The organism is Actinoplanes sp. NBRC 101535, from assembly GCF_030269225.1.
In the GTDB taxonomy this organism is placed as follows: domain Bacteria; phylum Actinomycetota; class Actinomycetes; order Mycobacteriales; family Micromonosporaceae; genus Actinoplanes; species Actinoplanes rectilineatus.
Genome location: NZ_BSSY01000018.1, coordinates 96,143 through 120,474, shown reverse-complemented (window position 1 = coordinate 120,474; position 24,332 = coordinate 96,143). Strand labels below are relative to the sequence as shown.

19 protein-coding genes are annotated in these 24,332 nt (G+C 71.1%); 12 read left to right on the top strand and 7 right to left on the bottom strand.

The annotated features are described in order from the left end of the window. Positions 1 to 213 precede the first annotated feature (213 nt). Both QSK32_RS36060 and QSK32_RS36055 read left to right on the top strand, forming a co-directional pair. Positions 214 to 873, top strand: a complete 660-nt coding sequence (locus tag QSK32_RS36060) for a hypothetical protein (RefSeq protein WP_045744016.1) — start codon at positions 214 to 216, stop codon at positions 871 to 873. Beyond that, on the top strand, positions 873 to 4,091 hold the full coding sequence (locus tag QSK32_RS36055) for an ATP-binding protein (protein ID WP_285474447.1): 3,219 nt from the start codon (positions 873 to 875) through the stop codon (positions 4,089 to 4,091). The genes QSK32_RS36060 and QSK32_RS36055 overlap by 1 nt, the downstream gene beginning before the upstream one ends. Here the strand turns inward: QSK32_RS36055 and QSK32_RS36050 are convergent. The 3 genes from QSK32_RS36050 to QSK32_RS36040 all read right to left on the bottom strand — a co-directional run bounded on the left by QSK32_RS36050 (position 4,073) and on the right by QSK32_RS36040 (position 6,680). Then, positions 4,073 to 4,591 (bottom strand): hypothetical protein, encoded by a 519-nt coding sequence (locus QSK32_RS36050; protein ID WP_157411180.1) that lies wholly within the window; start codon positions 4,589 to 4,591, stop codon positions 4,073 to 4,075. The genes QSK32_RS36055 and QSK32_RS36050 overlap by 19 nt on opposite strands. Before the next feature lie 95 nt (positions 4,592 to 4,686). Further along, the gene (locus QSK32_RS36045) at positions 4,687 to 4,923 is read right to left on the bottom strand and encodes a hypothetical protein (RefSeq protein WP_285474446.1); all 237 of its coding nucleotides are present in this window, start codon (positions 4,921 to 4,923) and stop codon (positions 4,687 to 4,689) included. Positions 4,924 to 5,180: 257 nt separating this feature from the next. Continuing rightward, complete coding sequence (locus QSK32_RS36040; protein ID WP_285474445.1) at positions 5,181 to 6,680, bottom strand: GGDEF domain-containing protein; 1,500 nt, start codon at positions 6,678 to 6,680, stop codon at positions 5,181 to 5,183. Positions 6,681 to 6,840: 160 nt separating this feature from the next. Between QSK32_RS36040 and QSK32_RS36035 the strand changes: the two genes are divergently transcribed. The 3 genes from QSK32_RS36035 (at position 6,841) to QSK32_RS36025 (ending at position 9,845) form a co-directional block, all read left to right on the top strand. Then, complete coding sequence (locus tag QSK32_RS36035) at positions 6,841 to 8,397, top strand: cellulase family glycosylhydrolase (protein ID WP_285474444.1); 1,557 nt, start codon at positions 6,841 to 6,843, stop codon at positions 8,395 to 8,397. A gap of 172 nt (positions 8,398 to 8,569) precedes the next feature. After that, entirely contained in the window at positions 8,570 to 9,091 is a 522-nt protein-coding gene (locus QSK32_RS36030) for a BON domain-containing protein (RefSeq protein ID WP_285474443.1), read from the top strand. A 121-nt stretch (positions 9,092 to 9,212) separates the two neighbouring features. Beyond that, the gene (locus QSK32_RS36025) at positions 9,213 to 9,845 is read left to right on the top strand and encodes a hypothetical protein (protein WP_045744022.1); all 633 of its coding nucleotides are present in this window, start codon (positions 9,213 to 9,215) and stop codon (positions 9,843 to 9,845) included. Here QSK32_RS36025 and QSK32_RS36020 read toward each other — a convergent pair. Both QSK32_RS36020 and QSK32_RS36015 read right to left on the bottom strand, forming a co-directional pair. Next, positions 9,835 to 10,680, bottom strand: a complete 846-nt coding sequence (locus QSK32_RS36020) for a LacI family DNA-binding transcriptional regulator (RefSeq protein WP_285474442.1) — start codon at positions 10,678 to 10,680, stop codon at positions 9,835 to 9,837. The genes QSK32_RS36025 and QSK32_RS36020 overlap by 11 nt on opposite strands. Before the next feature lies 1 nt (position 10,681). Next, positions 10,682 to 13,126 (bottom strand): glycoside hydrolase family 2 protein, encoded by a 2,445-nt coding sequence (locus QSK32_RS36015; protein ID WP_285474441.1) that lies wholly within the window; start codon positions 13,124 to 13,126, stop codon positions 10,682 to 10,684. A gap of 89 nt (positions 13,127 to 13,215) precedes the next feature. Between QSK32_RS36015 and QSK32_RS36010 the strand changes: the two genes are divergently transcribed. Both QSK32_RS36010 and QSK32_RS36005 read left to right on the top strand, forming a co-directional pair. Beyond that, the gene (locus tag QSK32_RS36010) at positions 13,216 to 15,396 is read left to right on the top strand and encodes an alpha-galactosidase (protein ID WP_285474440.1); all 2,181 of its coding nucleotides are present in this window, start codon (positions 13,216 to 13,218) and stop codon (positions 15,394 to 15,396) included. Then, entirely contained in the window at positions 15,393 to 16,607 is a 1,215-nt protein-coding gene (locus QSK32_RS36005) for an ROK family transcriptional regulator (RefSeq protein WP_285474439.1), read from the top strand. The genes QSK32_RS36010 and QSK32_RS36005 overlap by 4 nt, the downstream gene beginning before the upstream one ends. 1,248 nt (positions 16,608 to 17,855) lie before the next feature. Here QSK32_RS36005 and QSK32_RS36000 read toward each other — a convergent pair. Continuing rightward, complete coding sequence (locus QSK32_RS36000; protein ID WP_045744026.1) at positions 17,856 to 18,470, bottom strand: lipoprotein; 615 nt, start codon at positions 18,468 to 18,470, stop codon at positions 17,856 to 17,858. Between the two features lie 73 nt (positions 18,471 to 18,543). Here QSK32_RS36000 and QSK32_RS35995 point away from each other — a divergent pair, with 73 nt between their 5' ends. The 3 genes from QSK32_RS35995 to QSK32_RS35985 all read left to right on the top strand — a co-directional run bounded on the left by QSK32_RS35995 (position 18,544) and on the right by QSK32_RS35985 (position 20,832). Beyond that, positions 18,544 to 19,476 carry a hypothetical protein gene (locus tag QSK32_RS35995; protein ID WP_045744027.1) on the top strand — a complete coding sequence of 311 codons (933 nt, stop codon included), beginning with the start codon at positions 18,544 to 18,546 and terminating at the stop codon, positions 19,474 to 19,476. Between the two features lie 35 nt (positions 19,477 to 19,511). Then, on the top strand, positions 19,512 to 20,162 hold the full coding sequence (locus tag QSK32_RS35990) for a GNAT family N-acetyltransferase (protein WP_285474438.1): 651 nt from the start codon (positions 19,512 to 19,514) through the stop codon (positions 20,160 to 20,162). Positions 20,163 to 20,373: 211 nt separating this feature from the next. After that, a complete protein-coding gene (locus QSK32_RS35985) occupies positions 20,374 to 20,832 on the top strand; it encodes a hypothetical protein (protein ID WP_285474437.1) in 459 nt (152 codons plus the stop codon). On the opposite strand, the gene QSK32_RS35980 is transcribed toward QSK32_RS35985, so the two are convergent. Next, entirely contained in the window at positions 20,826 to 21,761 is a 936-nt protein-coding gene (locus QSK32_RS35980; protein WP_285474436.1) for a saccharopine dehydrogenase NADP-binding domain-containing protein, read from the bottom strand. The two genes, QSK32_RS35985 and QSK32_RS35980, sit on opposite strands and share 7 nt — an antisense overlap. A 71-nt stretch (positions 21,762 to 21,832) precedes the next feature. Between QSK32_RS35980 and QSK32_RS35975 the strand changes: the two genes are divergently transcribed. Together QSK32_RS35975 and QSK32_RS35970 are read left to right on the top strand one after the other, a co-directional pair. Further along, the gene (locus QSK32_RS35975; RefSeq protein WP_045744031.1) at positions 21,833 to 22,768 is read left to right on the top strand and encodes a helix-turn-helix domain-containing protein; all 936 of its coding nucleotides are present in this window, start codon (positions 21,833 to 21,835) and stop codon (positions 22,766 to 22,768) included. Positions 22,769 to 22,783: 15 nt separating this feature from the next. Next, positions 22,784 to 23,866, top strand: a complete 1,083-nt coding sequence (locus QSK32_RS35970; RefSeq protein ID WP_285474486.1) for a flavin-containing monooxygenase — start codon at positions 22,784 to 22,786, stop codon at positions 23,864 to 23,866. Positions 23,867 to 24,332: the final 466 nt, after the last annotated feature.

Below are 24,332 nucleotides of genomic sequence, written 5' to 3'. Positions count from 1 at the left end.
CCGGACCGCCCGGCAATCCGTGAGCTGCAGATTCGAAGATCGACAATGTGTTCGTGTCGGGTTTTTGCAGCACCCCGGCGAGCCTTGCGCAGCCATCCGGGACATCGGCACAATCGTGAGCCGGGCTTCGGCCGCCATTCGATCATCAATGTCGCCACCATAAGGCATAAGCCTGAGCGAAACGGGCGTCACGCCCGAGAGGGGCACGTCAGCATGCCGGAGAAGGAACTCACTCTCGCCCAGCGGGCGACACTCGTCGCCCTGATGATCAAGGCGAGTCCGCTACCCCGGACGTTCCTGGCCGACACCGTCAAGATCAGCCTCGACAAGCCCAAGCGTGATGATCTCCGTGACCGGAAACTGATCACGGTGACCGACAAGCCGCTCGTTCTCGAGCTGACCGAGAACGGCTGGGCGCGCGCGATCGAGGAATTGTCCGCCGACATTCCGCCGCGGGCCGGCGCCCTGGGCGGGACGCTTTATCTGCTGCTCGGCTTCCTGCGTCAATACCTCGATCACCACGATCTCTCCGCGGCCGATTTCTTCGGCTCGGTGGCCGCTCCGACCGCGGCTCCCGTGACCGTTCCGGACACGGACACGGGCGAGGTGGAGCGGACGGTCGGCTCGGAGATCCGGGTGGCTTACGACGGTCTCGCGCATGGTCCGAACGTGTACGTGATGCTGGAGGACCTGCGCGCCGCCCTCCCCGGGGTGTCTCGCGACGACTTCGACACCGCCCTGCTCGACCTCGACCGGCAGCCGGACGTCCACCTGGTCCCGGAGTCGAACCAGAAGGTCCTCACCGCCGGGCAGCGCGCCGCCGCGGTCCGCATCGGCAACCAGGACATGCACCTGCTCGCCGTCCGGTCCTGATGAACGCCGACGAGCAGCGTGCTCTGTCCGCCCTCCGCCTCAACTGGGCGCCCACCCCCGACGACGTCTGGCGGTCGGCCCCGTTCCACGTCGACGGTCTCCAGCGTGATGTCATGCGCACCGTGCTCGACGGTGTGCACGAGGCGAGGGACACCACCGAGTCGAGCCCCATCGGCGTGGCCATCCTCGGCCAGCGCGGCACCGGCAAGACCCACCTCCTCGGCGCCGTCCGCGAGCGGGTACAGGCCGAGGGCGGCTACTTCTTCCTGATCAGTCTGCTCGAGACGAGCGCCTTCTGGCGCAGCACCGCCCTGTCGGTGCTCGACGGGCTGGACCGGCCGGTGGACGGTGGCGAGAGTCAGCTGGCGGTCTTCCTCAACCGTCTGGTCGACGTGGTCGGCGCGCCGCGGTCGGTCCGGCGGGCCGTCACCGGGCTGGCCGACCTCAACCGGCCGAGCCTCGACGCGTTCGTCGATCTCATCCGCAAGCACAACCGCCAGGTCGGCATCGACGCCCAGGACACCGCCCGGGCGCTCGCCCTGCGCGCCGCCGAGAGTTCCCGCGCGCAGGACATCGGCTACGAGTTCCTGTGCTCCAACGACGAGGAGGAGGCCGGCGACCGGGCCACGTGGGGGATGCGCCGAGGCAAGCGGTCGGCGCAGGAGGTCGTCCGGGACATCTCCCGGCTGCTCGCCCTGACCGGCCCTTCGGTCCTGGCCGTCGACCAGATCGATCTGCTCATCTCCCAGTCCGCCAAGGCCACCAATGCCCGCAGCGACCGGGCCGTCGACTGGCAGCAGGCGCTGCTGCTGGAGCAAATCGCCGGCGGGCTGATGTCCCTGCGGGAGACCACCCGCCGTTCGTTGTCCGTGGTGACCTGCCTGCCGCAGACCTGGACCGACATCATCACCGAGGCCACCGACACCGTGCAGGACCGGTTCCGCGAGGCCGCGCCGTTGCGCCGCATCCCCACCCCGGAGCTCGCCCGGGAACTGATCGAACGCCGATTCGCCCCACTGTTCGCGGCGGCCCGCTTCACCCCGCCCTACCCGAGCTGGCCGGTCCGTCCGGAGGCGTTCGCCCTGGGACACCGCTACACCCCCCGCGAGCTGCTCCGCACGGTCGACACGCACGTCCGGGCATGCCTGGCCACCGAGCAGGTCACCGAGCTCACGCGGCTTGACGCCCAGGACACCGCCCGCACCGAGCCGGCCGCCCGGCCCGTCCCGGCCCGAGCCTCGAGCACCGACCTCGACCTGGACGGCGTCGACACCCACTACGCTGAGCTGATCCGGCAGGCCGACCCACACCCGGCTGTCCACAAGGACACCGAGGACGCCGTGGTTCCGGCGCTGCTCACCGCCGGCCTCACCGCCTGGATCGCGGAACAGGGCGACGCCGCCGAACAGTTCAGCATCGACCCTCAGGCCGGTGGCAAGCCGACCCTGCACGGCCGCCTGCGCCGGAGTCTGAACGACACCGACGAGGACGCCTCCGCGGAGGACGAGGAGCACTGGGCCTTCCGCGCGGTGAGCTCGCCGCACCACATCGCCATCCTCAACCGGGTCCGCAATGCGGTGACCACCGCCGGCCTGACGAAGGGCGTCCAGAAGCGGCGGCTCATCCTGCTGCGCAATCTGGCGTCGAACCCGTGGGGCAAGGGGATCCGCACCCGGGAGGTGATCCGGGACTTCGACGAGGCCGGTGGTGTGACCCTGCCGTTCGAGGAGGCCGACATCAGACGACTGACGGCCCTCCGCGAGCTGCTCGCCAAACATGGTCCGGAGGCGCTGCTCCCCTGGTTCCGCAGCCGGCGGCCAGCAGCCACGATCGGTGTGCTCCAGGAGGCACTTGCCACCGTCGCTCCGGCTGCACCGACCACGCCGGACACTCCGGCGCCTGCGCCCCCTCCCAAGGGTGAGACACGCACACCATCAGCGGACGCCCGGTCGGTCCCGGTCGGCAAGACCGTCGACGGCGGACAGACCGTCGCCCTCGGCCTCGAGGCGTTCCGGCGGCACATCGCGATCTTCGCGGGTTCCGGATCCGGCAAGACCGTGCTGATCCGGCGCCTGGTCGAGGAGTGCGCGCTCCGCGGTGTCTCGGCCATCGTGCTGGACCCCAACAACGACCTGGCCCGCCTCGGTGACCCCTGGCCCGTGCCGCCGGACGCGTGGACCAGCGACGACCGGCGACGCTCCGAGGAGTACCTCCGCGAGACCGAGGTCGTGGTCTGGACCCCCAACCGGGTGAGCGGCCGTCCGCTCAGCTTCCAGCCGCTCCCCGACTTCGCCGACATCCTGGACGACACGGACGCGTTCGAGGCCGGTATCGACGCCGCCCTGGCCGCATTGGCCCCGCATGCCAAGGTCGACGGCAAGACCGACAAGGCGGTTCTCGGCCGGGCCGTCCTGCGAGAGGCCCTAATCGGGTACGCCCGGAACGGCGGCAACAGCCTGACCGCATTCATCGGCGCCCTCGCTGATCTCCCCGAGGACGTGAGCCGGATCGCCGACGCCCCCAAGCTCGCCGGGAGGATGGCCCAGTTGCTCCGGGCGGAGACGGTCAACGACCGGATGTTCGGCGGCGACGGCGCCCCCGCGGACCCGGGAGACCTGCTCACGCCGTCGCCCGGGTTCCGGGCCCGGGTCTCGGTGATCAACTTTGCCGGCCTGCCGGACGATCAGCAGCGGCAGAACTTCGTCAACCAGCTCCAGATCGGGCTGTTCGCCTGGATCAAACGCCATCCGGCCGGTGACCGTCCACTGGGTGGTCTCTTCGTGATGGACGAGGCCCAGACCCTCGCGCCGTCCGGGGCGATGACGCCCTGCACCCACAGCACGCTGGCGCTCGCCTCCCAGGCCCGTAAGTACGGCCTCGGGCTGATCTTCGCCACCCAGCAGCCGAAAGGCCTGCACAACGCCATCCCCGGCAACGCCGCGACCCAGTTCTTCGGCCTGCTCAACAGCCCGGCACAGATCAACGCGGCGCAGGAGATGGCCCGGGCGAAGGGCAGCGCCATCGCCGATGTGGGCCGTCTTCGGACGGGCCAGTTCTACGCCACGATCGAGAGTGCGTCCTTCGTCAAGGTGCAGTCACCGCTCTGCCTGACCCATCACCCCAAGAGTCCGCTCTCCGGCGAGGAGGTGGTGGAGCGCGCCGCACGCGGACCGAACCACCATCCCCCTGCCGGAGCCGGTCATGAGACGCCGCTCTGACCGTTCGTCACCTGCTGGAGACGGTCGAGGAAGGCCGCCCGCTTCAGCGGATCACCCGGCCCCAGCGGGTGCGGGGTGAAGCTGAAGGAGGCGCTGGTGCCCCGGTGGTCGGTGATCGCCACGGCTTCGCGGTGGGGCAGGCCGGTGGCCGCGACCCCGGGCAGGCGCCACTGCAGCGGAACTCGTGGGGAGAGCGACTCGCCGAGGCGGGCGAGCAGGTTGACCGTCGCCTTGCGGCCGTCCGGGCCGTACCCGGAACGGTGACTCGCGGTCGGCTCCCAGAGGATGCGGCGGCCGGTCAGGACCAGGTTGCCGACCACCTCGCCGTACCGGCCCACCTTCGACGAGCCGAGCTGGACGGCACGCCAGCCCTGGAGGGCGTGCTCGCCGGGTTCGAGGGGCCACGCCTCGAACCAGAATCGGTAGGACTCTCCTCGGTCATCGGCGCCGAGCATCTTCAGAGCGGCGAACATTCCCCAGGCGGTGTGCGATCGGGCCATCTCCGCGTTCCTTTCCGAACGAAGGGCGATGTCAGAACAGGGCGATCTCAGGACTGGGCGATCTCGAAGCAGGGCGATCTCGGGACAGAGCGATGTCAGGACAGGTGGTCGAAGAACCAGTCCCGGATCTCACCGAGCAGGCCGTCGTCGCCCGGGTCCGCGTCGCTGAGACGTTCGGCGGTCTCCTCAGCCCGGTCCTGGGAGAGCTGGGCACGGACACCGGTGGCGTTCAGGTGCGCCGCCTCGACGGCGGGCGCCTCATGGCCGGTGGCGCGGGTGGCTGCGCGGGCGGTGGACAGCGCCCGCACCGCGAGTTCGATCAGGTGCGACATGGCAGACCTCGGATCGTCGGCGGTTCCTCGCCGAAGAGACTGCTGTCGTGGACCCGCTGATACATCCGCGCGGGAATGAGCGCCATGCGTAGCCCGAGTCGGCACCGGATCAGGAGCACGGCCGTCACGCGAGGTGGGCGGAGCGCGGGGCGAGAGGACGGAACCGTGGGCCGGGACGGTCTGTCAGGCGGGCGCGGAACCGCGGGCCGGGGTGGTCTGTCAGGCGGGCGCGGAAACGCGGGCCGGGGTGGGGTCTGTCAGGCCGGCGAGGAGGACGCCGGTGAGGGGGACGGCGGGACGGCCGGGGTGGGGGTGTCGATCGACGGCGGGACGTCCAGCAAGCGCCTGTGGAAGATCATGTGGCCGCCGCCGGCGCGCTTCGCCTCGTACATCGCGATGTCGGCGTGTTGGAGGAGCAGGTTGGCGTCGTCGTCGCCGGAGCGCAGCGCTATGCCGATGCTCACGTCGATCTCGATGTCCAGGCCCTCGATGTGGAACAGGCCGGACAGCCGCTCGCGGATGCGTGTCGCCAGGCCGGCCGCCGCCGGCTCGGCGACCTGCGGGCCGGCCAGCACCACCACGAATTCGTCGCCGCCCAGCCGGGCGAGGACGTCCTCGGCGCGGGTCGTCTGCTGCAGGCGTTCCGACGCGGCTTCCAGGAGCCGGTCGCCCACCTGATGGCCGTAGGTGTCGTTGACGAATTTGAAGCGGTTCAGGTCCATCAGCAGTAGCGCGATCGGCGGCGGGTCGGGCCGGTCCAGCAGGCCGTCCAGGTGTTCCATCACGGCCCTGCGGTTGGCGAGGCCGGTCAGGGCGTCGCGGCGGGCTTCGAGGTGGCGGGCGCGGCTGACCGCCTCCAGTTCGCGGATCGAGACCATGGTCCGCAGCACCACCATGATCAGGCTGAGGCCGGCCAGGCCCACGGTGAGGGCGGACAGGCGTACCCGGTTGCCCAGCAGGAGGATGACCAGGGTCGCCCAGGCGAAGATCACCGAGGCGCCGAGGCGGTGGTGGTCGTCGAGGGCGGGACGGACCGGGGTGGGGTGCTGCCACGCGGCTTGGCCGATCATGGCGAGGCCGAGGACGTACAGCAGGTTGACGATCGAGCCGGGGTCGTAGCTGCCGTGCGACACCTGGTAGATGTAGCCGGTGTCGGCGGCGATGAAGGTGCTGAAGCCGGCCATGATGAGGGCGCTGGGGGCGCCGGTCCAGCTGCCCAGGGCGGCCCGCGCCAGCAGGGTGCCGACCAGCAGCGAGTCGCCCAGGGGGTAGGCCAGGGCGACGTAGTTGGCGAGCCCGCCGGTGCCGGCCGGGTCGATCAGCAGGTCGACGACGAAGGCGGAGAAGACGGTGGCGCCGCCCAGTCCGGCGATGGCACCGTCGAGCAGGGTGCGGCGGGGCGTGTCGCGTTCGCGGAGGAATTCCAGGCTGCCGATGTAGGCGAGCGGGTAGAAGCTGAGCCACAGGATGTCGGACGGCGACGGGAACGGCAGGATCGCGCCGTTCCAGGTGTGGATCCAGGAGTAGGTCGTCCCGGCGGTGTAGCAGAACAGTCCGGCGGCCATCCAGCGCCAGGCGACGGCCCGGACCGGATGTCGGAGCGCCCGGAGGAGCACGAGCAGGGTGGCGCCGCCGTACACGCCGAGGATCAGGACGGCGGTCACCCACTGGGGTGTGACCGGGTAGAGCCGGGCGAGGTGCATGACGGCGAAGCTCAGGCTGAGGCCGAGCACCAGCCAGCGGAGCACGCCAATCATGCGACGTTCCATGCCTGCCTTGTCGGCACGCGCCCGGTGGGACTTAGCCGGGGCTCTGCGGGGGCGGAGCGCTGTGCGGCGTACGCGATGAGAGGAAGAACCACCAATGGGAGCGCTCCCATGTCACGATGGACATCCACCGTCATCGAAGGAGTCCCCCATGCCCCTTCCCCGCCGTCTCTCAGCGCTGCTCACCGGATCAGCGGTCGCCGTCGCCTCGGTCGTCGCGATCGTCGCCGGTGCGGGCCCGGCCTCCGCGGCCGGCACCGGAACCGGCTATCTGCACACCAGCGGCAACAAGATCGTCGACAGCACCGGGGCCACCGTCCGGCTCACCGGCATCAACTGGTTCGGCATGGAGACCGACAACAAGACGTTCCACGGCCTCTGGTCCAGCAACCCGTGGCGCAACCAGGTCGACACGATGGCCTCGCTGGGCTACAACACGCTGCGCATCCCGTTCTCCGACGACGCGCTCAAGAGCGACGCGGCGGCGACGAGCATCAACGACTACGTCAACCCGGATCTGATCGGGCTGTCCCCACTGCAGATCCTGGACAAGGTCATCGAGCACGCCGGGTCGAAGGGCATGCGGGTGATCCTGGACCGGCACCGGCCGACCGCCGCCGGGCAGACCGCGCTCTGGTACACCGCCGCGGTCCCGGAGAGCACCTGGATCGCGAACTGGCAGGCACTGGCCCGCCGCTACGCCGGCAACACCACGGTGATCGGCGCCGACCTGCACAACGAGCCGCACGCCGAGGGCACCAACCCGAACGCGACCGGTTCCTGCTGGGGGTGCGGCGACACCGCCCGGGACTGGCGGCTGGCCGCCGAGCGGGCCGGCAACGCGATCCTGTCGGTGCAGCCCAACTGGCTGATCTTCGTGGAGGGGGTGAGCTGCCCGAGCGGGGGCCTCTCCAACGTCTGGGACAACGACCCCGGCAACGACGAGGACTGCGGCTGGTGGGGTGGCAACCTGTCCAAGGCCGGTGAGTTCCCGGTCCGGCTGAACGTGGCGAACCGGCTGGTCTACTCCCCGCACGAGTACGCCACCAGCGTCTACCACCAGGCCTGGTTCGACGACCCCACGTACCCGGCGAACATGCCGGCCATCTGGGACAAATACTGGGGCTACCTCTACAAGCAGAACATCGCCCCGATCATGATGGGCGAGTTCGGCACCACCCTGGCCAGTGACATCGACAAGGTGTGGTTGCAGAGTCTGATGGCGTACACCAATGGGATGTCCTTCACCTATTGGGCGTGGAACCCCAACTCCGGCGACACCGGCGGCATCGCCAACGACGACTGGACCACGATCAACACAGCGAAGCAGGCGATCCTGCAGCCGTATCTGGTCGCCCCGGTCGCGCCCGGTGGAGACCCCTCAAGCCCAACGCCCTCCAATAAGTGCACCACCGTGTACACCCAGGACGGTTCGTGGGCGGGCGGCTTCCAGGGCTCGCTGAAGGTCACCAACACCGGCGGCGCGGCGGTCAACCCGTGGCAGGTGACCTGGACCTGGCCGTCGGGTGTCACCCTCGCCAGTGGGTGGAACGCAACGGTCACACAGAGCGGTACTACAGTTACCGCGGCGGCACCGTCCCACTCGCCGTCGCTGCCCGCCGCGAGTGCGGTGACCATCGGGTTCACCGCCGACGGCACGGCGTCCGCCCCGGCCGCGGTCAAGCTGAACGGCACCGCCTGCGGCTGAGGAACGGTAATCGTCATCCGGCTGTCATGGAACCGGGTCGGAACCGTCGCGGGGGCGTCCAAGACTTCAGGGACCGCGCCCGGTGGCGGCGTACCGGTTTCGGGCGCCGTCGCCCGGTGTGGGGTTCGCACCACCCCACACCGGGAGACGGCGAGTACGGAGTGACTGACCTGTGTGGCCTCTTCCCTACGACGACGGCTCGTGGTTCGACCGTGGCACCGGCGCGGCGAGCGACCCCGACCTGCGCCTGACCGGCCAGGTGGTGGAGCGTCTACTGGAGAGCCCCGAACTGCGGCAGGAACGGATCACCGTCGAGACGCAGAACCGGGTGGTGACGCTGACCGGCTCGGTCACCGCACCGCACGTCCGGGCCGTCGCCGCCGCACTGGTCCGTGACACCCCGGGCGTCGTGGACATCTGCAACCGGCTCCGCCTGACCCGGGCCGCGTTCGACGACCTCCGCCCCGATCCGTTCGACGTGCTGGTGGCCGGCTGGTCGGACACGCCGCAGCCGCCGCCGGTCTGGTCCACCCGGCGCAAAGTGATCATCATTCTGGCCACCCTGGCGAACGTGCTCGCGGCCGGCCTGGCCCTGGTGCTGCTGCCCGAGCACGGGGTGTTCGGGCTCTTCTTCGTGGTGCCGTGCGTGGCCGTGGCGACCGTGCTGGCCGCCTCGGTGGGCCGGCACCCGTAATACAACGCACAACCCCTTCAGCGGTGCCCCCGGACAACCGATCTCCGCTGCAATTCCGGAGACATCGCGGTCATCCCGGACCCGATCTCTCGGGGCTCTGCGAGCCACGGAAGGGGAACCCGTGCCCACCACGCCGTCGACCACACCTCAGGTGCCCACGCGGGACGACCGCTGGCAGCCCACCGATGCGCTGCTCAACAGTGTGATCGACAAGTGCATCGCGGAGTCGAGGCGGCGCGCTTCGGACGGCGGTCACGGCGGTGCGGTGGTGGCCGGCGGGCTGGTCCTGGCCGCCCTGTCGATGATCGTGACGGCGGGCACCGGCAATCCGGTCTTCGCGTTCGGGATCCTGGTGGCGCTGGCCGTCGTCGGTCTCGCGTACACCGGGGTGAAGGCGCCGCCGCTGCTGACCGACCGCACCAAGGTCCTCGCCGTGGCCGGCGGCCCGGGTCACCTGCCCGCCGGGTACCTCGTCTACCCGCCGGCCTGGGAGGCCGGGATGCCGGAGTACCTGGCCGGTGCCGGGACCACCGAGCGTCGCCTGCGGATCGCGGTGAAGCTGTGCCGGGAGCACCCGGGTGCGGTCGCCGACCTGCTGCGCCTGGTGCACAAGGCGGAGAACTTCGTCGTCGTACACCGGCCGGGACGCGACTTCAGCGAGGAGGGCCGCGAACGGGAGGTCCTCAAGACCGCGACCAAGCTGGTCGAGGAGCTGTCCGGGATGAGTTCGACGCGGGTGCTGGTCAGCAACTGACCGGTGCGGGGCCGGTGCTCCCCCGGCGCAGGACGCGGATCGGCGGGCCGGGGATCTCCCGGGGAGCGGCCCCGCCCAGCACGGCGAGCACGGCCCGGCCCAAGGTCAGGCCGTGCTCGTGCACGTCGATGCTGAGCGCGGAGAGCGGCGGCACCGCCAGTTCACACAGCGGCGAGTGGTCGTAGGCGAGCAGGCTCACCCGCCCCGGCACCGGCACGCCGGAACGCTGCAACTCGTGCTCGGCGGCGATCGCCATCACGTCGTTGTCGAAGACCACCGCGGTCGGCGCCGGTTCCCCGGCGAGCAGCTCACGGACCCCGTCCGCCCCGGAACGGGCGCTGTAGTCGCCCTCGACGATCCGGACCCGTACGCCGTGCCGGCCCGCCGCGGCGAGCATCGCCGACGACCGGTCCGTGGTGTGCACCAGGTCGGCCGGCCCGCTGACCCGCCCGATCACCCGGTGGCCCAGGGACGCCAGCAAGTCGACGGCCGCCGTCATCGCCCCGGCGTCGTCGGTCACCACCCGGGCGAACCCCGGCGGACCGGACCGGCCGGCCAGCACCGCGGGCAGGCCGAGACGGGCCAGGTGGGCAGGGCGCACGTCGTCGTGCACCAGGTTGACGACGACCACCGCGCGTACGGTGCGGTCGCCGGCCCAGCGCCGGTAGGTGGCCAGTTCGGCGTCCCGGTCCGGCACCACCAGCAGCAGGACGGTGACCCCGTCCGGTGCCAGGGCCTCCTCCATGCCGGCGATCAGCTCCATGAAGAACGGCTCGACGCCGACCCGCGCGGCGTCGCCGGTCAGCACCAGCCCGATCAGGCCGCCGGCCGTCATCTCAGCCGACCCGGGTGGGCGCTGCCAGGGCGTTCGCCGACCGCAGCACCTCCGGCGCGGAGAAGACCTCCGCGTCGACGGACGCCTCGGTGGTGACGGTGAAGGTGCGCGTCTCGCCGGGCAGCAGATCGACGAGCATGTCGTCGACGACCGCGTCCGGGGCGACCCGGTCGGCGAGCACGGCGACGTCACGGGCGAACGAGGCGGCGGTCACGGTGACCGAGTATCCGCCGTCGACGACCACGGTGTGCGCCCGGACCGCGGCCGGGTCGTAGCGCAACACGGTGTCCTCGGCGAACAGGTGCGTGGCGCGCAACTCCCCGGCGTCGGCCACCAGCACCTCACGGTCCGGGTCGGCCGCGGCCAGCAGCGCCGGCGGCGGGTTCAGGACCTGCACCGACCGGGGCGCGACGTGCAGGCTGACCTCGGTGGCGGCCAGCTCGGTGCCGTCGAACCGCAGCCGCCGCACCGCGACCGGCGCCCGCCAGGGCAGATCGGTGTCGTTGACCGCCACGAGCCGGGTGCCCCCGTCGCGGTTCTGCCAGGAGACCGTTCTTGGCGCGTACGCCCGGCGCAGGGCGTACCAAGCGGGTTTGAGGCGGCTCTCGCCGTCGACGACGGCCCACGAGGTCACCGGCCAGCAGTCGTTGAGCTGCCACAGGATGCTGCCCATGGTCCGTGGCGCGTGCCCACGGAGGTGGCCGATCGCGTACGCCGTCGCCCGCGCCTGGTTGAGCTGGGTGGCCCAGTGCCAGGCGGCGAAGTCGTCCGGGATCGGCAGGTGGTGGGCGAGACCGCGCTCCAGTTTGCCGTTGCCGTCCTCGGCCTTCTGGTGCAGCAGGAACGCGTCCGAGTCCTTGCGCAGGTCGCCCGGGTCGAGGGTGGCGACCAGGGTGGCCCAGGCCGGGGGTGCCTGCCAGCCGAACTCGGAGCAGAAACGCGGCACGAACCCGTCGTGGTACGTGTAGTCCTCGCGGTTCCACGCCTCCCACTCGTGGCGGGTGCCGTACCGCTGGTCGTTGGGGTGCACCACCTCCGGGTCGTGTCCCGGGCTGGACGGGCTGCCGGGGTGGTACGGCCGGGTCGGGTCCAGCTCGGACAGCAACTCCGGGAAGTCCCGGTAGTAGTAGCCGGCGCCCCAGGTCAGGTCGCCGAGTCGGGGCTTCCAGTGCCAGTCCTCGTGGCCCCAGATGTTCTCGTTGCCGCCGTTCCACACCGCCAACGACGGGTGCGGGGCGAGGCGGGTGACGTTCTGCCGGGCCTCGGCGAGCAGTTCGGCGCGGATCGGGTCCTCCTCGGCGTACGCCGCGCAGGCCAGCGGGAAGTCCTGCCAGACCAGCACGCCCCGTTCGTCGCAGACGTCGTAGAAGTCGTCGGACTCCCAGATGCCGCCGCCCCAGACGCGCAGCAGGTTGGCGTTGGCGGCCACGGCCCGGTCGACCGCCGCGGCAAGGTCCGCGCGGGTGATCCGGGTGAGCAGGTGGTCCTCGGGGATCCAGTTGAGCCCGAGCACGAACACCTCGACGTCGTTGACCAGCAGGGTGAACCGGCTGCCGATCTCGTCGGGGCTCTCGTCGAGGCGGACGTCGCGGAACCCGGCCCGGGCGTGGTGCTCGTCCAGCGTCTCGTCCCCGGCCCGCAGTGTCACCTCGACCGGGACCAGGGGCTGGTCGCCGTACCCGGCCGGCCACCAGGTGGGCGCGTCCGGGACGGCGATCGTGACGGTCGCCCGGTCGCCGGTCACCGCGACCTCTTCGGTACGCCCCAGCACGCTCACCACCACGACGAGGTCGGCCGGGGCGTCCCGCTCGATCTCGACGTGCACGGTGAGCCGGTCCCGGGTGGCGAGTGGGCGGACCGCGGCCAGCCGGGCGGTCCGCCAGCGTTCCAGGCGTACCGGCTTCCAGATGCCGGCGGTCTGCAGGTCGGGGCCCCAGTCCCAGCCGAACGAGCAGGCCATCTTGCGGATCGCGTTGAACGGGTGGTCGTAGGCGCTCGGACGCGCGCCGATCTCCTTCTCCACCTGCTCGGCGTGCTCAAGGGCGGAATCAAAACGCACATTCAGGGGTACGCCGTCGGCGCTCAGCAGCTCGCGGACGTCGAACCGGTACGCCCGGTGCATGTTCGCGGTGCGTCCCAGCTCGGCGCCGTCCAACTCGACGGTCGCCACCGTGTCCAGCCCGTCGAAGACCAGGTCGACGCGTTCGCCGGGCTCGGCCGGGGCTGCGGTCAGGACCGTCTCGTAACGCCAGGCGGACCGGTGGAACCAGGTCAGCGCGCTCTCGTTGACGCCCCGGTAGGGGTCGTCGATCAGGCCCGCGGCCAGCAGGTCGACGTGCACGGTGCCGGGGACCGCGGCGGGCAGTACGGCACCGGCGATCGTCTCGGGCACCCGGCCGCCGACCGCTCGGACCGTCCAGCCCTCATGCAGCTCGATCTTGAGCATCGCGGCTCTCCCTCGTCAGAAACGGCCGGGCCGCTAACATTCTTAAGCTACTGAACGAAGTAGGTCAACGACGGCGGAGCGGAGGCGCGATGCGGCCCGGAACGAACACCGCGGAGGGCGGGCTGCTGCGGCTCAGCGCCGCCGGGACGGCCCTCGTCCTCGACTGCCGCGGGCCCGGACTGCCCGTCGTCGTGCACTGGGGTGCCGACCCCGGCGACGAGGACCTGGCCGAGCTGGCACTGGCCGTCGCGCCGCAACCGATCGGCTTCTCCGCCGACGGGACGGTCCGCCCGGCGATCCTCCCCGAACAGTCGACCGGCTGGCTGGGGCATCCGGGACTCGCCGGGCACCGGGGCGGGCGGGCCTGGTCCAGCGCGTTCCGGACCGTCGAGGTACTTCGGCAGGCGCACGGCGTACACCTCACAAGCTTTGACGACGATGCCCGGCTGGCGCTGCACCTCGAGATCGAGATGCGGCCGGCCGGGGTGGTCCGGACCCGCGCGACGCTGACGAATGCCGGCGACGGGATCTATCGGCTCGAACATCTGACACTGTTCCTGCCGGTGCCGGCGGCGGCCACGGAATTGCTCGACTTCACCGGACATCATCTGCGGGAACGGGCGCCGCAGCGGACCGCGTTCACGCACGGATTGCGGCTGCGGGAGAACCGGACCGGCCGGACGGGATACGACAACGCGTTCCTGATGTGCGCCGGAACGCCCGGATTCGGCAATCGGCACGGCGAGGTGTGGGGGCTGCACACCGCGTTCTCCGGGAATTCGCGGACCCTCGCCGAACGCAACTACCACGGGCATTCCGCGCTCGGCGGCGGGGAACTGCTGCTGCCCGGCGAGATCGGTCTGGCGGCCGGCGAGTCCTACACGTCACCGTGGTTGTACGGGTGCTGGTCGGACCGGGGGCTGGACGGGATCTCGGAACGCTTCCACACCCATCTGCGGGCCCGACCACAGCATCCGCAACGGGACCGGCCGGTCGTGGTGAACACGTGGGAGGCGGTCTACTTCGACCATTCCCTGGACCGGCTGAGCGCGCTCGCACGGGCCGCCGCGGAGGTCGGCGCGGAACGGTTCGTGCTGGACGACGGATGGTTCGGTTCCCGGCGGGACGACACGTCGGGGCTCGGCGACTGGGTGGTCTCCGACGCGGTGTGGCCGGACGGACTGCACCCGCTGATCGAGGTGGTCCGGGGACTCGGCATGGAATTCGGCCTGTGGGTCGAACCGGAGATGGTGAACCCCGATTCCGACGTCGCCCGGGAGCATCCGGAATGGATGATGGCGGCCGGCGAACGGTTGCCGCCGCCGGCCCGTTCCCAACAGGTTCTCGACCTGGGGAATCCGGCCGCTTTCGACTACATCCTGCAGCGGCTGGACGACCTGCTGAGCACCTATGACATCGCCTATCTGAAATGGGACCACAATCGGGACCTGGTCGACGCCGGGCATCCGCTGAACGGGCGTGCGGGCGTTCACGACCAGACCTACGCCGCCTATCGGCTGCTGGACACGTTGCGGGAACGGCACCCTGCGGTCGAGATCGAGTCGTGTTCGTCCGGGGGCGGGCGGGTCGACCTGGAGATCCTGGAACGGACCGAACGGGTGTGGGCGTCGGATTGCATCGACGCGCACGAGAGGGTTCCGATTCAGCGGTGGACGAGTCTTCTCGTACCCCTGGAATTGATGGGTTCTCATGTGGGATCGCCGGTGGCGCACACGACACAACGGGCGCTGCCACTCGCCTTCCAGGCCGGGACCGCCATCTTCGGACACCTCGGCATTGAATGGGATCTGTCGGGGTTGTCGGCGGCAGAGTCGGCTTCGCTGGCCGGGTGGGTGTCGCTCTACAAGTCGGTGCGGGGGCTGCTGCACTCGGGGACGCTGGTGCATGCCGACGTAGCCGATGACGCCTATAGCGTGACAGGGGTGGTAGCGCCGGATTTTTCGGATTCGCTCTTCATGGTGATCGCCACCGCGACCAGCGCGTCCTACCCGCCGGGATCCGTGCCGCTGCCCGGACTCGACCCCGGCCTGCGCTACCACGTCCGCCCGCAACCGCCCGGCGACGTGGCGGACGGGAACGCCGCAGCCTGGGGCGCTGCGTTACCCTGGTGCACGCCGCAGGGCGTCCACCTCACCGGGCGCACCCTCGGGGCCTCCGGCCTGCGGCTGCCGGTGATGTTCCCGGATCGCGTCTTGCTCGTGCGCGCCACGGCCGTGGCCGATCTGCCTGACAGGGTGGTGACCGAGTGAGACAACCGGTCGGCGACGCCGCGCCGAACGGCAGACCAGGCCGCGCCCGCCGGCCCGGCGCCCGCGAGAGCATCCTCGACGCCATCCGCGCGTCCGAACCGCTCAGCCGGGTCGAACTGGCCGCGCTGACCGGCCTGACCGAAGCCGCCGTTTCGATGACCGTCCGCCGCCTCCTCGAAGAGGGCCTGGTCGTCGAAACCGGTCGCGCCCCCACCGGCGGCAAACCCCGCACCCTGCTGCGCCTCGACCCGGCCGCCCGCCTCGCCGTCGGCGTCTACCTCGACCAGGACACCACCACGTACGTCCTGACCGGCCAGACCGGCGGCGTCATCTCCCGCCTGGCCCGGCCCGCCACCGACGTCTCCGGTTCCCTCCTCGCCGACCTGACCGCCGACGTCGACGTACTCCTGGCCGGCTCCGGCGTCGACCGGGCCCGCTGCCTGGGCATCGGCGTGGTCTGGCCCGGCCCGCGCGGCGGCTCCACCGAGGAAGGCCCACCCCGGCTACGCGGCTGGGACCCCGACGACCTCGGCCGGCGACTCGGCGCCACGACCGGCTGGCCCGTACTGGTGGAGAACGACGCCACCGCCGCCGCGATCGGCGAATACTGGGTGGCCCGGGTCGGACCGGAACAGGCGTTCGCCGCCCTCTACATGGGCGGCGGGCTCGGCGCCGGCATCATCGTCGAAGGCCGGGCCATGCGCGGCGGCCACGGCGCAGCCGGCGAATTCGGCCACGTCTGCGTCCAGGTCGACGGCCCGGAATGCTGGTGCGGCAGCCGCGGATGCCTGGAAGTGCTGGCCGGCCCACGAACGGTGACAGCCGCGGCCCTCGCCGACCCGGCCACCGCCGCCGAAGCGGGCCTCGACCCCACCGGCCGCCGCAGCGTCCCCGCCGACTTCGCCGCCGTCGCCCGCGCCGCATGGGCGGGAGCCCCACGCTGCCTGGCCCTGCTCGAAGACTCCGCCCGCTACGTGGCGGCGGCCGCCGAATCGGTGGTCAACCTGCTCGACATCGACCTGGTGGTACTCACCGGACCGGGTTTCGCCGCGGCCAGCTTCGTCTACGGCCCGGCCATCCAGCGCCGGATGGCCGCCGCAGACGCCCGGACCTGGCGCCGCTCGGTCACCGTCACGGTGTCACTGGCCGCGGCGACGGCCTCGGCCACGGGGGCGGCCGCCCTGGTCCTGCAGTCCCACCTGCGCCGCTGACGATCCGCCATCCCGGTCGCCCGCCTCCGCCTGACGCTGCGCTAACGGCGCGGGCAAGGCGGTGGAGACCCGCGTGCGGCGCGTCAGCCGCCGTCGTCTCATCATCTTGTACGCGTCGGCGGGAGAACCGTGGCTGCCGCGCGATCAGGGTGCCACTCGAGCTCACCGGAGCGTCCGCCGGGCCCAGGTGCCGGGAGACCTCCGCCGGCGTCCGAACACCTGCCGTCATCCGGCCGGTTCTTCGCCCACGGTCGCTCCAGTCCTCCCCAGGAACCACACACGACGGCCGAGCCCACCCCAGCCGTGCTCCAGGGTCGTCTTTCGGCGCGCAGACGGGCCACAGTCGACAGCCCAGCCGTCACAGGCAGCCCAGCCGTCACAGGTGTTCGCCCGCAACGGCTTACGGTCGCTCGGCCGTCGCCTGTGGTCGTTTCCGGCTCGCGAACCGACCACAGGCCACGGCTCGACCGCCCGAGCCGTCGATCGCGGCTGACCAGGAGGCGAAAATCAGCCCTCAACGACGGCTCACCGACACCGGCCGTCGCCCACGGCCACACTCAGCCCACCAACCGACCACAGCCCACGGCCCGACAGCCCGAGCCGTCAATCGCGGCTGACCAGAAGGCCAAACTCAGCCGTTGACGACGGCAGAGCCTGCTTGGTGATCGACGACGGCGGTTTCCAGTCGAGAACCGCGGCATGACGGGCGAGGGGCAACGGCGGGACAGTCGAGAACAGCGGTATCGCGGACGTAGACCTACGACTTTGCGTCGCCTGGGCAGCCGTCAGCAACGGCTTGCATCGCTTGGGCAGCCGTCAGCAAGGACTTGCATCGCTTGGGCAGCCGTCAGCAACGGCTGGGCGGGTTCCCGGCTCTCGTCGTGATGCCGGTGGTTCGCTGGACCGGGCTACGGGACTCGATCGGGAGCGGCCGGACGCGACTGGGGCGGTAGCCGCACCCGATCAAGGGTTCGGGTGCGACTGCCGCCCTTGTCGGGATGGTGGGCGTCCCCGATCGCGGTTCGGGTGCGTCGACCGCCCCTCATCAGGCGGGCGGCACGATCACGGGACACCACGACGTGACGGGCGATCGATGCACCGGATGGCTCTACATGCGGGATAACTCGACTACCGGGCCCTTCGGACACGTGACGCGCTTCGATGCGGGACGACCCGACGCGCCGGACCCCTCGGACACGTGACACGACTCGATGCGGGACGACCCGGCGCCCGGACCGAGTCCGACTGTCAGGCGGTGAGCTTCAGGGCGGACTTCGCGAGTTCGTAGGCCGGCAGCATCGCCTGGTGTTCGTCGCCGTCCAGGCTCTCGAGGGAGACCGCCGTGATGCCGTCCCCGGCCTTGACGACGAAGGCGCGTTCCGGCTCGATGGTGTCGTCGAGCTGGCTCTTCTCGGTGTAGACGGCCTCGATCGCCGGCTGCCCGCCGATGGTGAGTTCGGTGAACGCCGGGGTCAGCGCCTTCTCGCCGATGAAGGCGGTCAGCGTGGTCTTGAGGTCGGTGCCCTTGCCGGTGTAGACACGCAGGTAGCCGATGTTGCCGGCCGGCTTGGCGTCGATCTCGCACACCATGGTGAGGGTGCCGCGGCGGGCGAGGGCGGCCAGCTCGTCGTCCTCGGACAGGACCACAGCCTTCGCGGTGTAGCCCTCGGCCAGGCCGACACTGATCGGCATCGGACAGTCGGAGCCGGCTTCGCCGACCCGGCCGGCCTCGGCGGCCCCCGCGGCGGCCGGGGCGACGCTGGAGACGGCCGGATCGGGGGCCGTCTCGGTGGAGGAATTGCCGGAGCAGGCGGACAGAAGGATCGCCGAAGTGGCGACCAGGACGCTGATACGTGATCTCACGAGGACGGGAGTCTACTTTGATCTTGATGGACGGCATCGACTACCGTCCGAACCCCCAGGCCGGAGAGTAAATTTGACCGTCTTCACCTGCCACGGCTGTGACGCCGTCCTCACCGTCCCCCTGTCCCGGGTGGCCCTGCCGATCCAGTCCCGCAGGCGGTACGCCAACCCCTTCGACGACACTCTGATGGCACACGGCACCTACGCCGCCGACCCGGATCGCGGCGTCGCGGTGGCTCCCGGCGACGTCCACGGCACGATCATCGTCCCGGTCGCCGACGGCTATGGGTGCTGTGGCGTGGCCGGGGCCGGCACCCCCAATCTGCTCTGTGAAGCCTGCCGGACCCCGGTGGCCACTCGCGTCGACGACTGCGGCGAGTGGCAGGTCGTCTGGCTGCACGCCGAGGCGACCCGCCCGGTCGGCGACGATGTGGCACCGGTCCTGACCTGGGACGAGCTGGTCGCCACCCGCCCCGGTCTGCCGCCGGTCGACGAACCCGGCTGGTGGAACCCGATCTGGCAGGCGGCGGCCGGGCACGCCCTCGCGTATCTGTTGGCGCACTCCGGCGGCCGTCCGATCGAGCTGCCCGGCGGGGTGCTCAGTGAGGTCTTCCGGCCGGCGCTCGACGTGCTGCATCCGCAGCCCTCATCGCCGTCCACCCCGTGCACTGTCGCGCTCGCCGGTCCCGGACGCTCCGCTCCGGAGGCCGACATCGTCCTGGTCCCGTGGCATCCGCAGACCGGCGAGGTGTGGGACGCCGGCCCCGGGCCACGAGTGGCGCCGCTGCCGTGGGAAATCTGGGCGTACCCCGCATATCACCCGTCCCGCCGCAGCCTCCAGGCCCAGCGCACCGGCCCGGGACCCCTGACGGCATCGAGACTCTTCACCCCGGACGGCGACCTTTTCGGGTACGCCCTGAGCACCCTCCAAACGCAGGCCCCCCAACCCTGGCTGCGGCCGATCCTCGAGCGCGCCCTGGCCAGCCCCTGGTCACGCCCATTCTGAGAGACAACCGCCGCGAAAACTGGAACCATCCGGCGGTGACCGATGCTGATCTCTGGTTCGCGCTGCCCACCCTCACCGGCCGCCGGATCCGCCTGGAACCGCTGACGATCGAGCACGCCCCCGGATACCTGGCCGCGGCCGGCACCCCACAGGAGTCGGCGGACATCTTCCGCTGGCAGAGTCCCGCCGGCGGTGCGCTGACGGTTCCGGCCGCCGTGGACGACGCCCGTGCACACATCACGTCGGCGCTCGCCGCCCGGGCCCGCGGCACACGGCTCCCCTACGCGCAGATCGACGCCGTCACGGGCGCGTTCGCCGGGACGACGTCGTTCGCGGACCCGGATCCGGGGCTGCGCAGTCTGACGATCGGCTACACCTGGCTGGGCCGGGCGTGGCAGGGCACCGGCGCGAACGTCGAGTCGAAACTTCTCATGCTCACGTTCGCCTTCGAGACCCTGTCCGCGGTCCGGGTCACCCTGGTCACCGACATTCTTAATGTACGAGCTCAGACCGCCATCGAACGCATCGGCGCGACCCGTGAGGGCGTGCTGCGCAAACACCGTCGACGGTCGGACGGCAGTTGGCGCGACACCGTCCTCTACTCCCTGGTCGACGACGAGTGGCCGGCCGCCCGCACACTGCTGAACCGGCGTTTGACCAGGTCTGACCACGAGCGGGACCACTGATCGGAGCCGGCATCGCGGGCAGCGGGCGGGAGCGGGCAGAGGCCTCGCGTCGCCCGCGGCCACGGGAGTCGGCGCGGCGCGTACCCGCAAAGGAGCGGAGGCGGACGTCGCACCCGGATCGCCGGAGAATTCCACTGTGAACCGTGCTTGACAGCATCGGCTACCGTCCGCGCCTGTGATCAACGCACGTATTTCCGCCATCCTTATCGGCGTGTCCGTTTTTGCCCTGTCCGCCTGTGGTGGCACCGACACGACGTCGACCGACGCCGCCGCTCCCACCGCCACCACCTCGGCCGCCGCTCCGGCCGCCGAGGCCACCACCAGTGCCGCTGCCGCCGCCCCCGCGGCTTCCGACAAGGAACTCTGCGCCGCCGCTGAGAAGGTCAGCAAGGAGTTCAAGAACGAGATCCTCGAGGTCTTCAAGAGCGGCGGCGATGTGACGCCTGAGGTGGGCAAGAAGCTCTACACCCAGCTCGCCACGGGTCTCAGCGAGGCGGCCGGCAGTGGCGACAGCGCCGTCGCGACCGCGATGAAGCAGATGGCTGACGAGGCCGCGAAGGGCGCCGCCTCGGCGAACCCGGTCGAGGACGGCGACACCAAGGAGGCCGAGAAGGCCGGTGCCGCCCTGACCGCCGCGTGCAAGGAAGCCGGGGTCAAGGTCGTCTACTGACGATCGAGGACCAACCGCTGAGGACCGATAGAGATCAGGAAGTCCTCGGCGTCGAAGCGGGCGCCGGCCGGGATCGCACCCGGCGCGGCGCCCGTGCCGTCCAGGATGCGGGTGGCCGCCTCGACGACCAGCGGCGCGGTGATCGCGTAGATGTCACGTCCGCTCGCGATCATCCGCCGTCGCGTCCCGCCGGTCTCGGCGATCACGTCGACCAGGAACGTCTGCGCCGAGCGCCCGGACTCGTCGGCCGCGACGGGTGCACCGGTGTCCGGATCACGCAGGTCGGCGACGGCATTCATCGTCATGAACGTGGAAATATCGGGAATGGTGAGATGAGCCGGGACGGTAACGCTGTCGGCCATCGTGAACTCCCCCACTACCGTCCGCTCCGTGTCCGGAAATGCCCAAGTGGTGACCGGCGCGTCCCCGTCCCGGAACACCCAGCGACCACCGGCCCACACGATCCGGCGACCCCCGCGGCGCTGCGCCGACACCAGCCCGGTGGCGCGCGTCCCGCGGGTCGGATGCCAATCACTGAGGGTGTACGCGATGAGCAGCCGCTCCGCGCCTGATCCGTCCCCGAGCAGTGCGGTAGCCAGCAGGTCGCCCAGCCCGCCGTAGAAGGCGACCGCCGGCACGATCGGAATCGGCGCGTCGGCAAAATCGGTCAGCGTCTCGCCGATCACCTCGACCTCGGCCGTCACGTCCAGATAGGGGACGCCCGCCCGGATCGCCGCCTCGATCGTCGGCCGGGCGGTCGCCGCGAACGGCCCGGCACAGTTGATCACCGCGTCGGCCTGCCGGAACGCCTGGTCGAGGTCGGTGTTCCGGTCGCACGGGATCGGGGTGAGGCCCCGCGACCGCAGTTCGGCCTGGACGAAGGTGCCGGTGTGCCCGCCCGCTCCGGGGACGGCTACTCGCTTGTTCACGCCGTTCAGCCTGGCCGGTACGACCCGGCCGAACCAGTGTCCGGAACGCCATGGCCCGTACAGTTTCAGACATGCCGTCCGTCGCCCTGGCCGTCACCGACGGCACCCCGCTGTTCGAGCTGGCCACCGCCTGCGAAGTCTTCGGCGTCGACCGGGAGCTGGCATCGTGGTGGTACGACTTCCGGATCTGCGGCGACGACGGTGGCCTGGTCGGCGGCTGGCTGCGGGCCGGCATCGGACACGGGCTGGACGCGCTGGTCACCGCGGACACCGTGATCGTCCCGTCCATCCGGGATCCCGAGACGGCATCACTGCCGGCCCTGGTCGAGGCGGTCCGCGAGGCACACCGGGCCGGCGCGCGGGTGGCGGCACTGTGCACCGGCGCGTTCGTGCTCGCCGAGGCGGGGCTGCTGGACGGCCGCCGCGCGACCACACACTGGGCGCACACCGATCTGCTACGGACCCTGCACCACGGCGTACGCGTCGACCCGGACGTCCTCTACATCGACGAGGGTGACGTGCTGACGTCAGCCGGCAAGTCCGCCGCCATGGACCTGTGCCTGCACCTGGTCCGCACCGACCACGGCACCGCCGTGGCGAACGCCCTGGCCCGCACCCTGGTGGTGCCGCCGCACCGGACCGGCGGACAGGCCCAGTTCATCCCGGCACCGGTGTCCCACGGCCCGACCCACGCCCTGGAACAGGTGCTGCCGTGGGCCGTCGAGCACCTGACCGAGCCGTTGACCGTCCGTGACCTGGCCCGCCGGGCCGGCATGAGCGAACGGAACCTGGCCCGCCACTTCCACGCGGTCACCGGCAGCAGCCCACTGCGGTGGCTGCTCACCCAGCGCCTCCACCGTGCTCAAGAGTTGCTGGAGACGTCGGCGCTGTCGGTGGAGCAGATCGCCGCCCGCACCGGCATGGGCACCGCCACCACCCTGCGCCGCCACTTCAGCCGGCAACTGGGAGTGCCACCGGAGACGTACCGCCGCACCTTCCGCCGGTGAAATAACCCGGTGATCATGCGGGTTGGCATGCTCGTGGACGAACGCAGCACGACCGTGGTGGTCATCGGGGGCGGACAGTCGGGACTGTCGGCGGGATACCACCTGAAACGGCGCGGCGTCCCGTTCGTCATCCTCGACGCCGCGCAGGCACCCGGAGGGGCGTGGCGGGAGCGGTGGGAGTCGCTGCGGATGGCCACCGTCAACGGCATCTTCGACCTGCCCGGGTTCCCGAAACCACCCCTCGACCCGGACGAACCCAGCCGCACGGCCGTGCCACGATACTTCGCGGGCTTCGAGCAGGCGTCCGGCCTGCCGATCCTCCGTCCGGTACGGGTCACCGCCGTCCACTCGGGCCCGGGCGAACGCCTGACCGTCGAGACCGACCGGGGAAACTGGGTCACGGATGCCGTCATCAACGCCACCGGCACGTGGGACAACCCGGTGCGCCCGCACTACCCGGGTCAGGAGACGTTCACCGGACCGCAGGTGCACACCCGCGACTACGTGTCGGCCGATCAGTTCGCCGGGAAACGGGTGGCGATCGTCGGCGGCGGCATCTCGGCGCTGCAACAGCTCGAGGAGATCTCCCGGGTGGCGACGACGTTCTGGTACACCCGCCGCGAACCGGTATTCTTGGACGGCGACTTCACCCCGGAAGGCGCCGGCCGCGACACGATCGCCAAGGTTACGGCGGACGTCGAGGCGGGCCGCCCGACCGGCAGCGTGGTCTCCTACACAGGTCTGATCTGGACCCCGTACGCGCAGGCCGCCCGAGACCGGGGCGCCCTGGAACGCCGGCCCATGTTCACCGCGATCGAGCCGTACGGTGTCCGCGAAGCCGACGGCTCCTTCACCTCGGTGAACGCGATCCTCTGGGCGACCGGCTTCAAGGCGTCCCTGGCACACCTGGACCCGCTGCACCTGCGCAACGAACAGAGCGGCATCCAGCTGACCGGCACGGCGGTGACCGCCGACCCGCGCATCCACCTGATCGGTTTCGGTCCGTCCCAGTCCACGGTCGGCGCCAACCGGGCCGGCCGAGAGGCCGTGACCACCCTGATCCGCCGCGGAGTCCTCTCCCCCACGCCCGTTCCATAGCCCCGTCTCCGCCCTACCTCGGCCCGTCCCGCCCAGCCCCGCCCCGCCTCGGCCCAGCCCCGCCCACGTCGGCCCGGCCCGGCGACAGGCGCGCCCAATCGCGTGATCGGGTGCGGCCACTGCCCCCGCCACGGCCCAAACCCACGGGCGTCGAGCGCCGGACGGCGGACGGCGGACGGCGGACGGCGGACGGCGGACGGCGGACGGATTCAATCACGTGATCGGGTGCGGTCACCGCCCCCGCCACGCCCCAAACCCGCGAGTGCCGAGGGGCGGGCGGCAGATCACGCGATCGAGTTCGCTTTCCGCCCCTCCGCCCGTCCGCCCCTCCGTCCGCCCGTCCGCCCGTCAGCCCGTCCGCCAGTCCGTCCGCGCCTCGGCAGGCGGCAGGCGCACCCGACCGCTTGATCGGGTGCCCTCACCGCTACCCACCTCACGACCCAGTGGTGGCCGCACCCGATCAAGC

Excerpts from the sequence above, each read along its gene's own strand:
- QSK32_RS36050 (WP_157411180.1), bottom strand. The coding sequence starts at position 4,591 with ATGGCCCGATCGCACACCGCCTGGGGAATGTTCGCCGCTCTGAAGATG.
- QSK32_RS36055 (WP_285474447.1), top strand. The coding sequence starts at position 873 with ATGAACGCCGACGAGCAGCGTGCTCTGTCCGCCCTCCGCCTCAACTGG.
- QSK32_RS36045 (WP_285474446.1), bottom strand. The coding sequence starts at position 4,923 with ATGTCGCACCTGATCGAACTCGCGGTGCGGGCGCTGTCCACCGCCCGC.
- QSK32_RS35970 (WP_285474486.1), top strand. The coding sequence starts at position 22,784 with ATGCGGGTTGGCATGCTCGTGGACGAACGCAGCACGACCGTGGTGGTC.
- QSK32_RS36040 (WP_285474445.1), bottom strand. The coding sequence starts at position 6,680 with ATGATTGGCGTGCTCCGCTGGCTGGTGCTCGGCCTCAGCCTGAGCTTC.
- QSK32_RS36035 (WP_285474444.1), top strand. The coding sequence starts at position 6,841 with ATGCCCCTTCCCCGCCGTCTCTCAGCGCTGCTCACCGGATCAGCGGTC.
- QSK32_RS36020 (WP_285474442.1), bottom strand. The coding sequence starts at position 10,680 with ATGACGGCCGGCGGCCTGATCGGGCTGGTGCTGACCGGCGACGCCGCG.
- QSK32_RS36015 (WP_285474441.1), bottom strand. The coding sequence starts at position 13,126 with ATGCTCAAGATCGAGCTGCATGAGGGCTGGACGGTCCGAGCGGTCGGC.
- QSK32_RS36060 (WP_045744016.1), top strand. The coding sequence starts at position 214 with ATGCCGGAGAAGGAACTCACTCTCGCCCAGCGGGCGACACTCGTCGCC.
- QSK32_RS36010 (WP_285474440.1), top strand. The coding sequence starts at position 13,216 with ATGCGGCCCGGAACGAACACCGCGGAGGGCGGGCTGCTGCGGCTCAGC.
- QSK32_RS35975 (WP_045744031.1), top strand. The coding sequence starts at position 21,833 with ATGCCGTCCGTCGCCCTGGCCGTCACCGACGGCACCCCGCTGTTCGAG.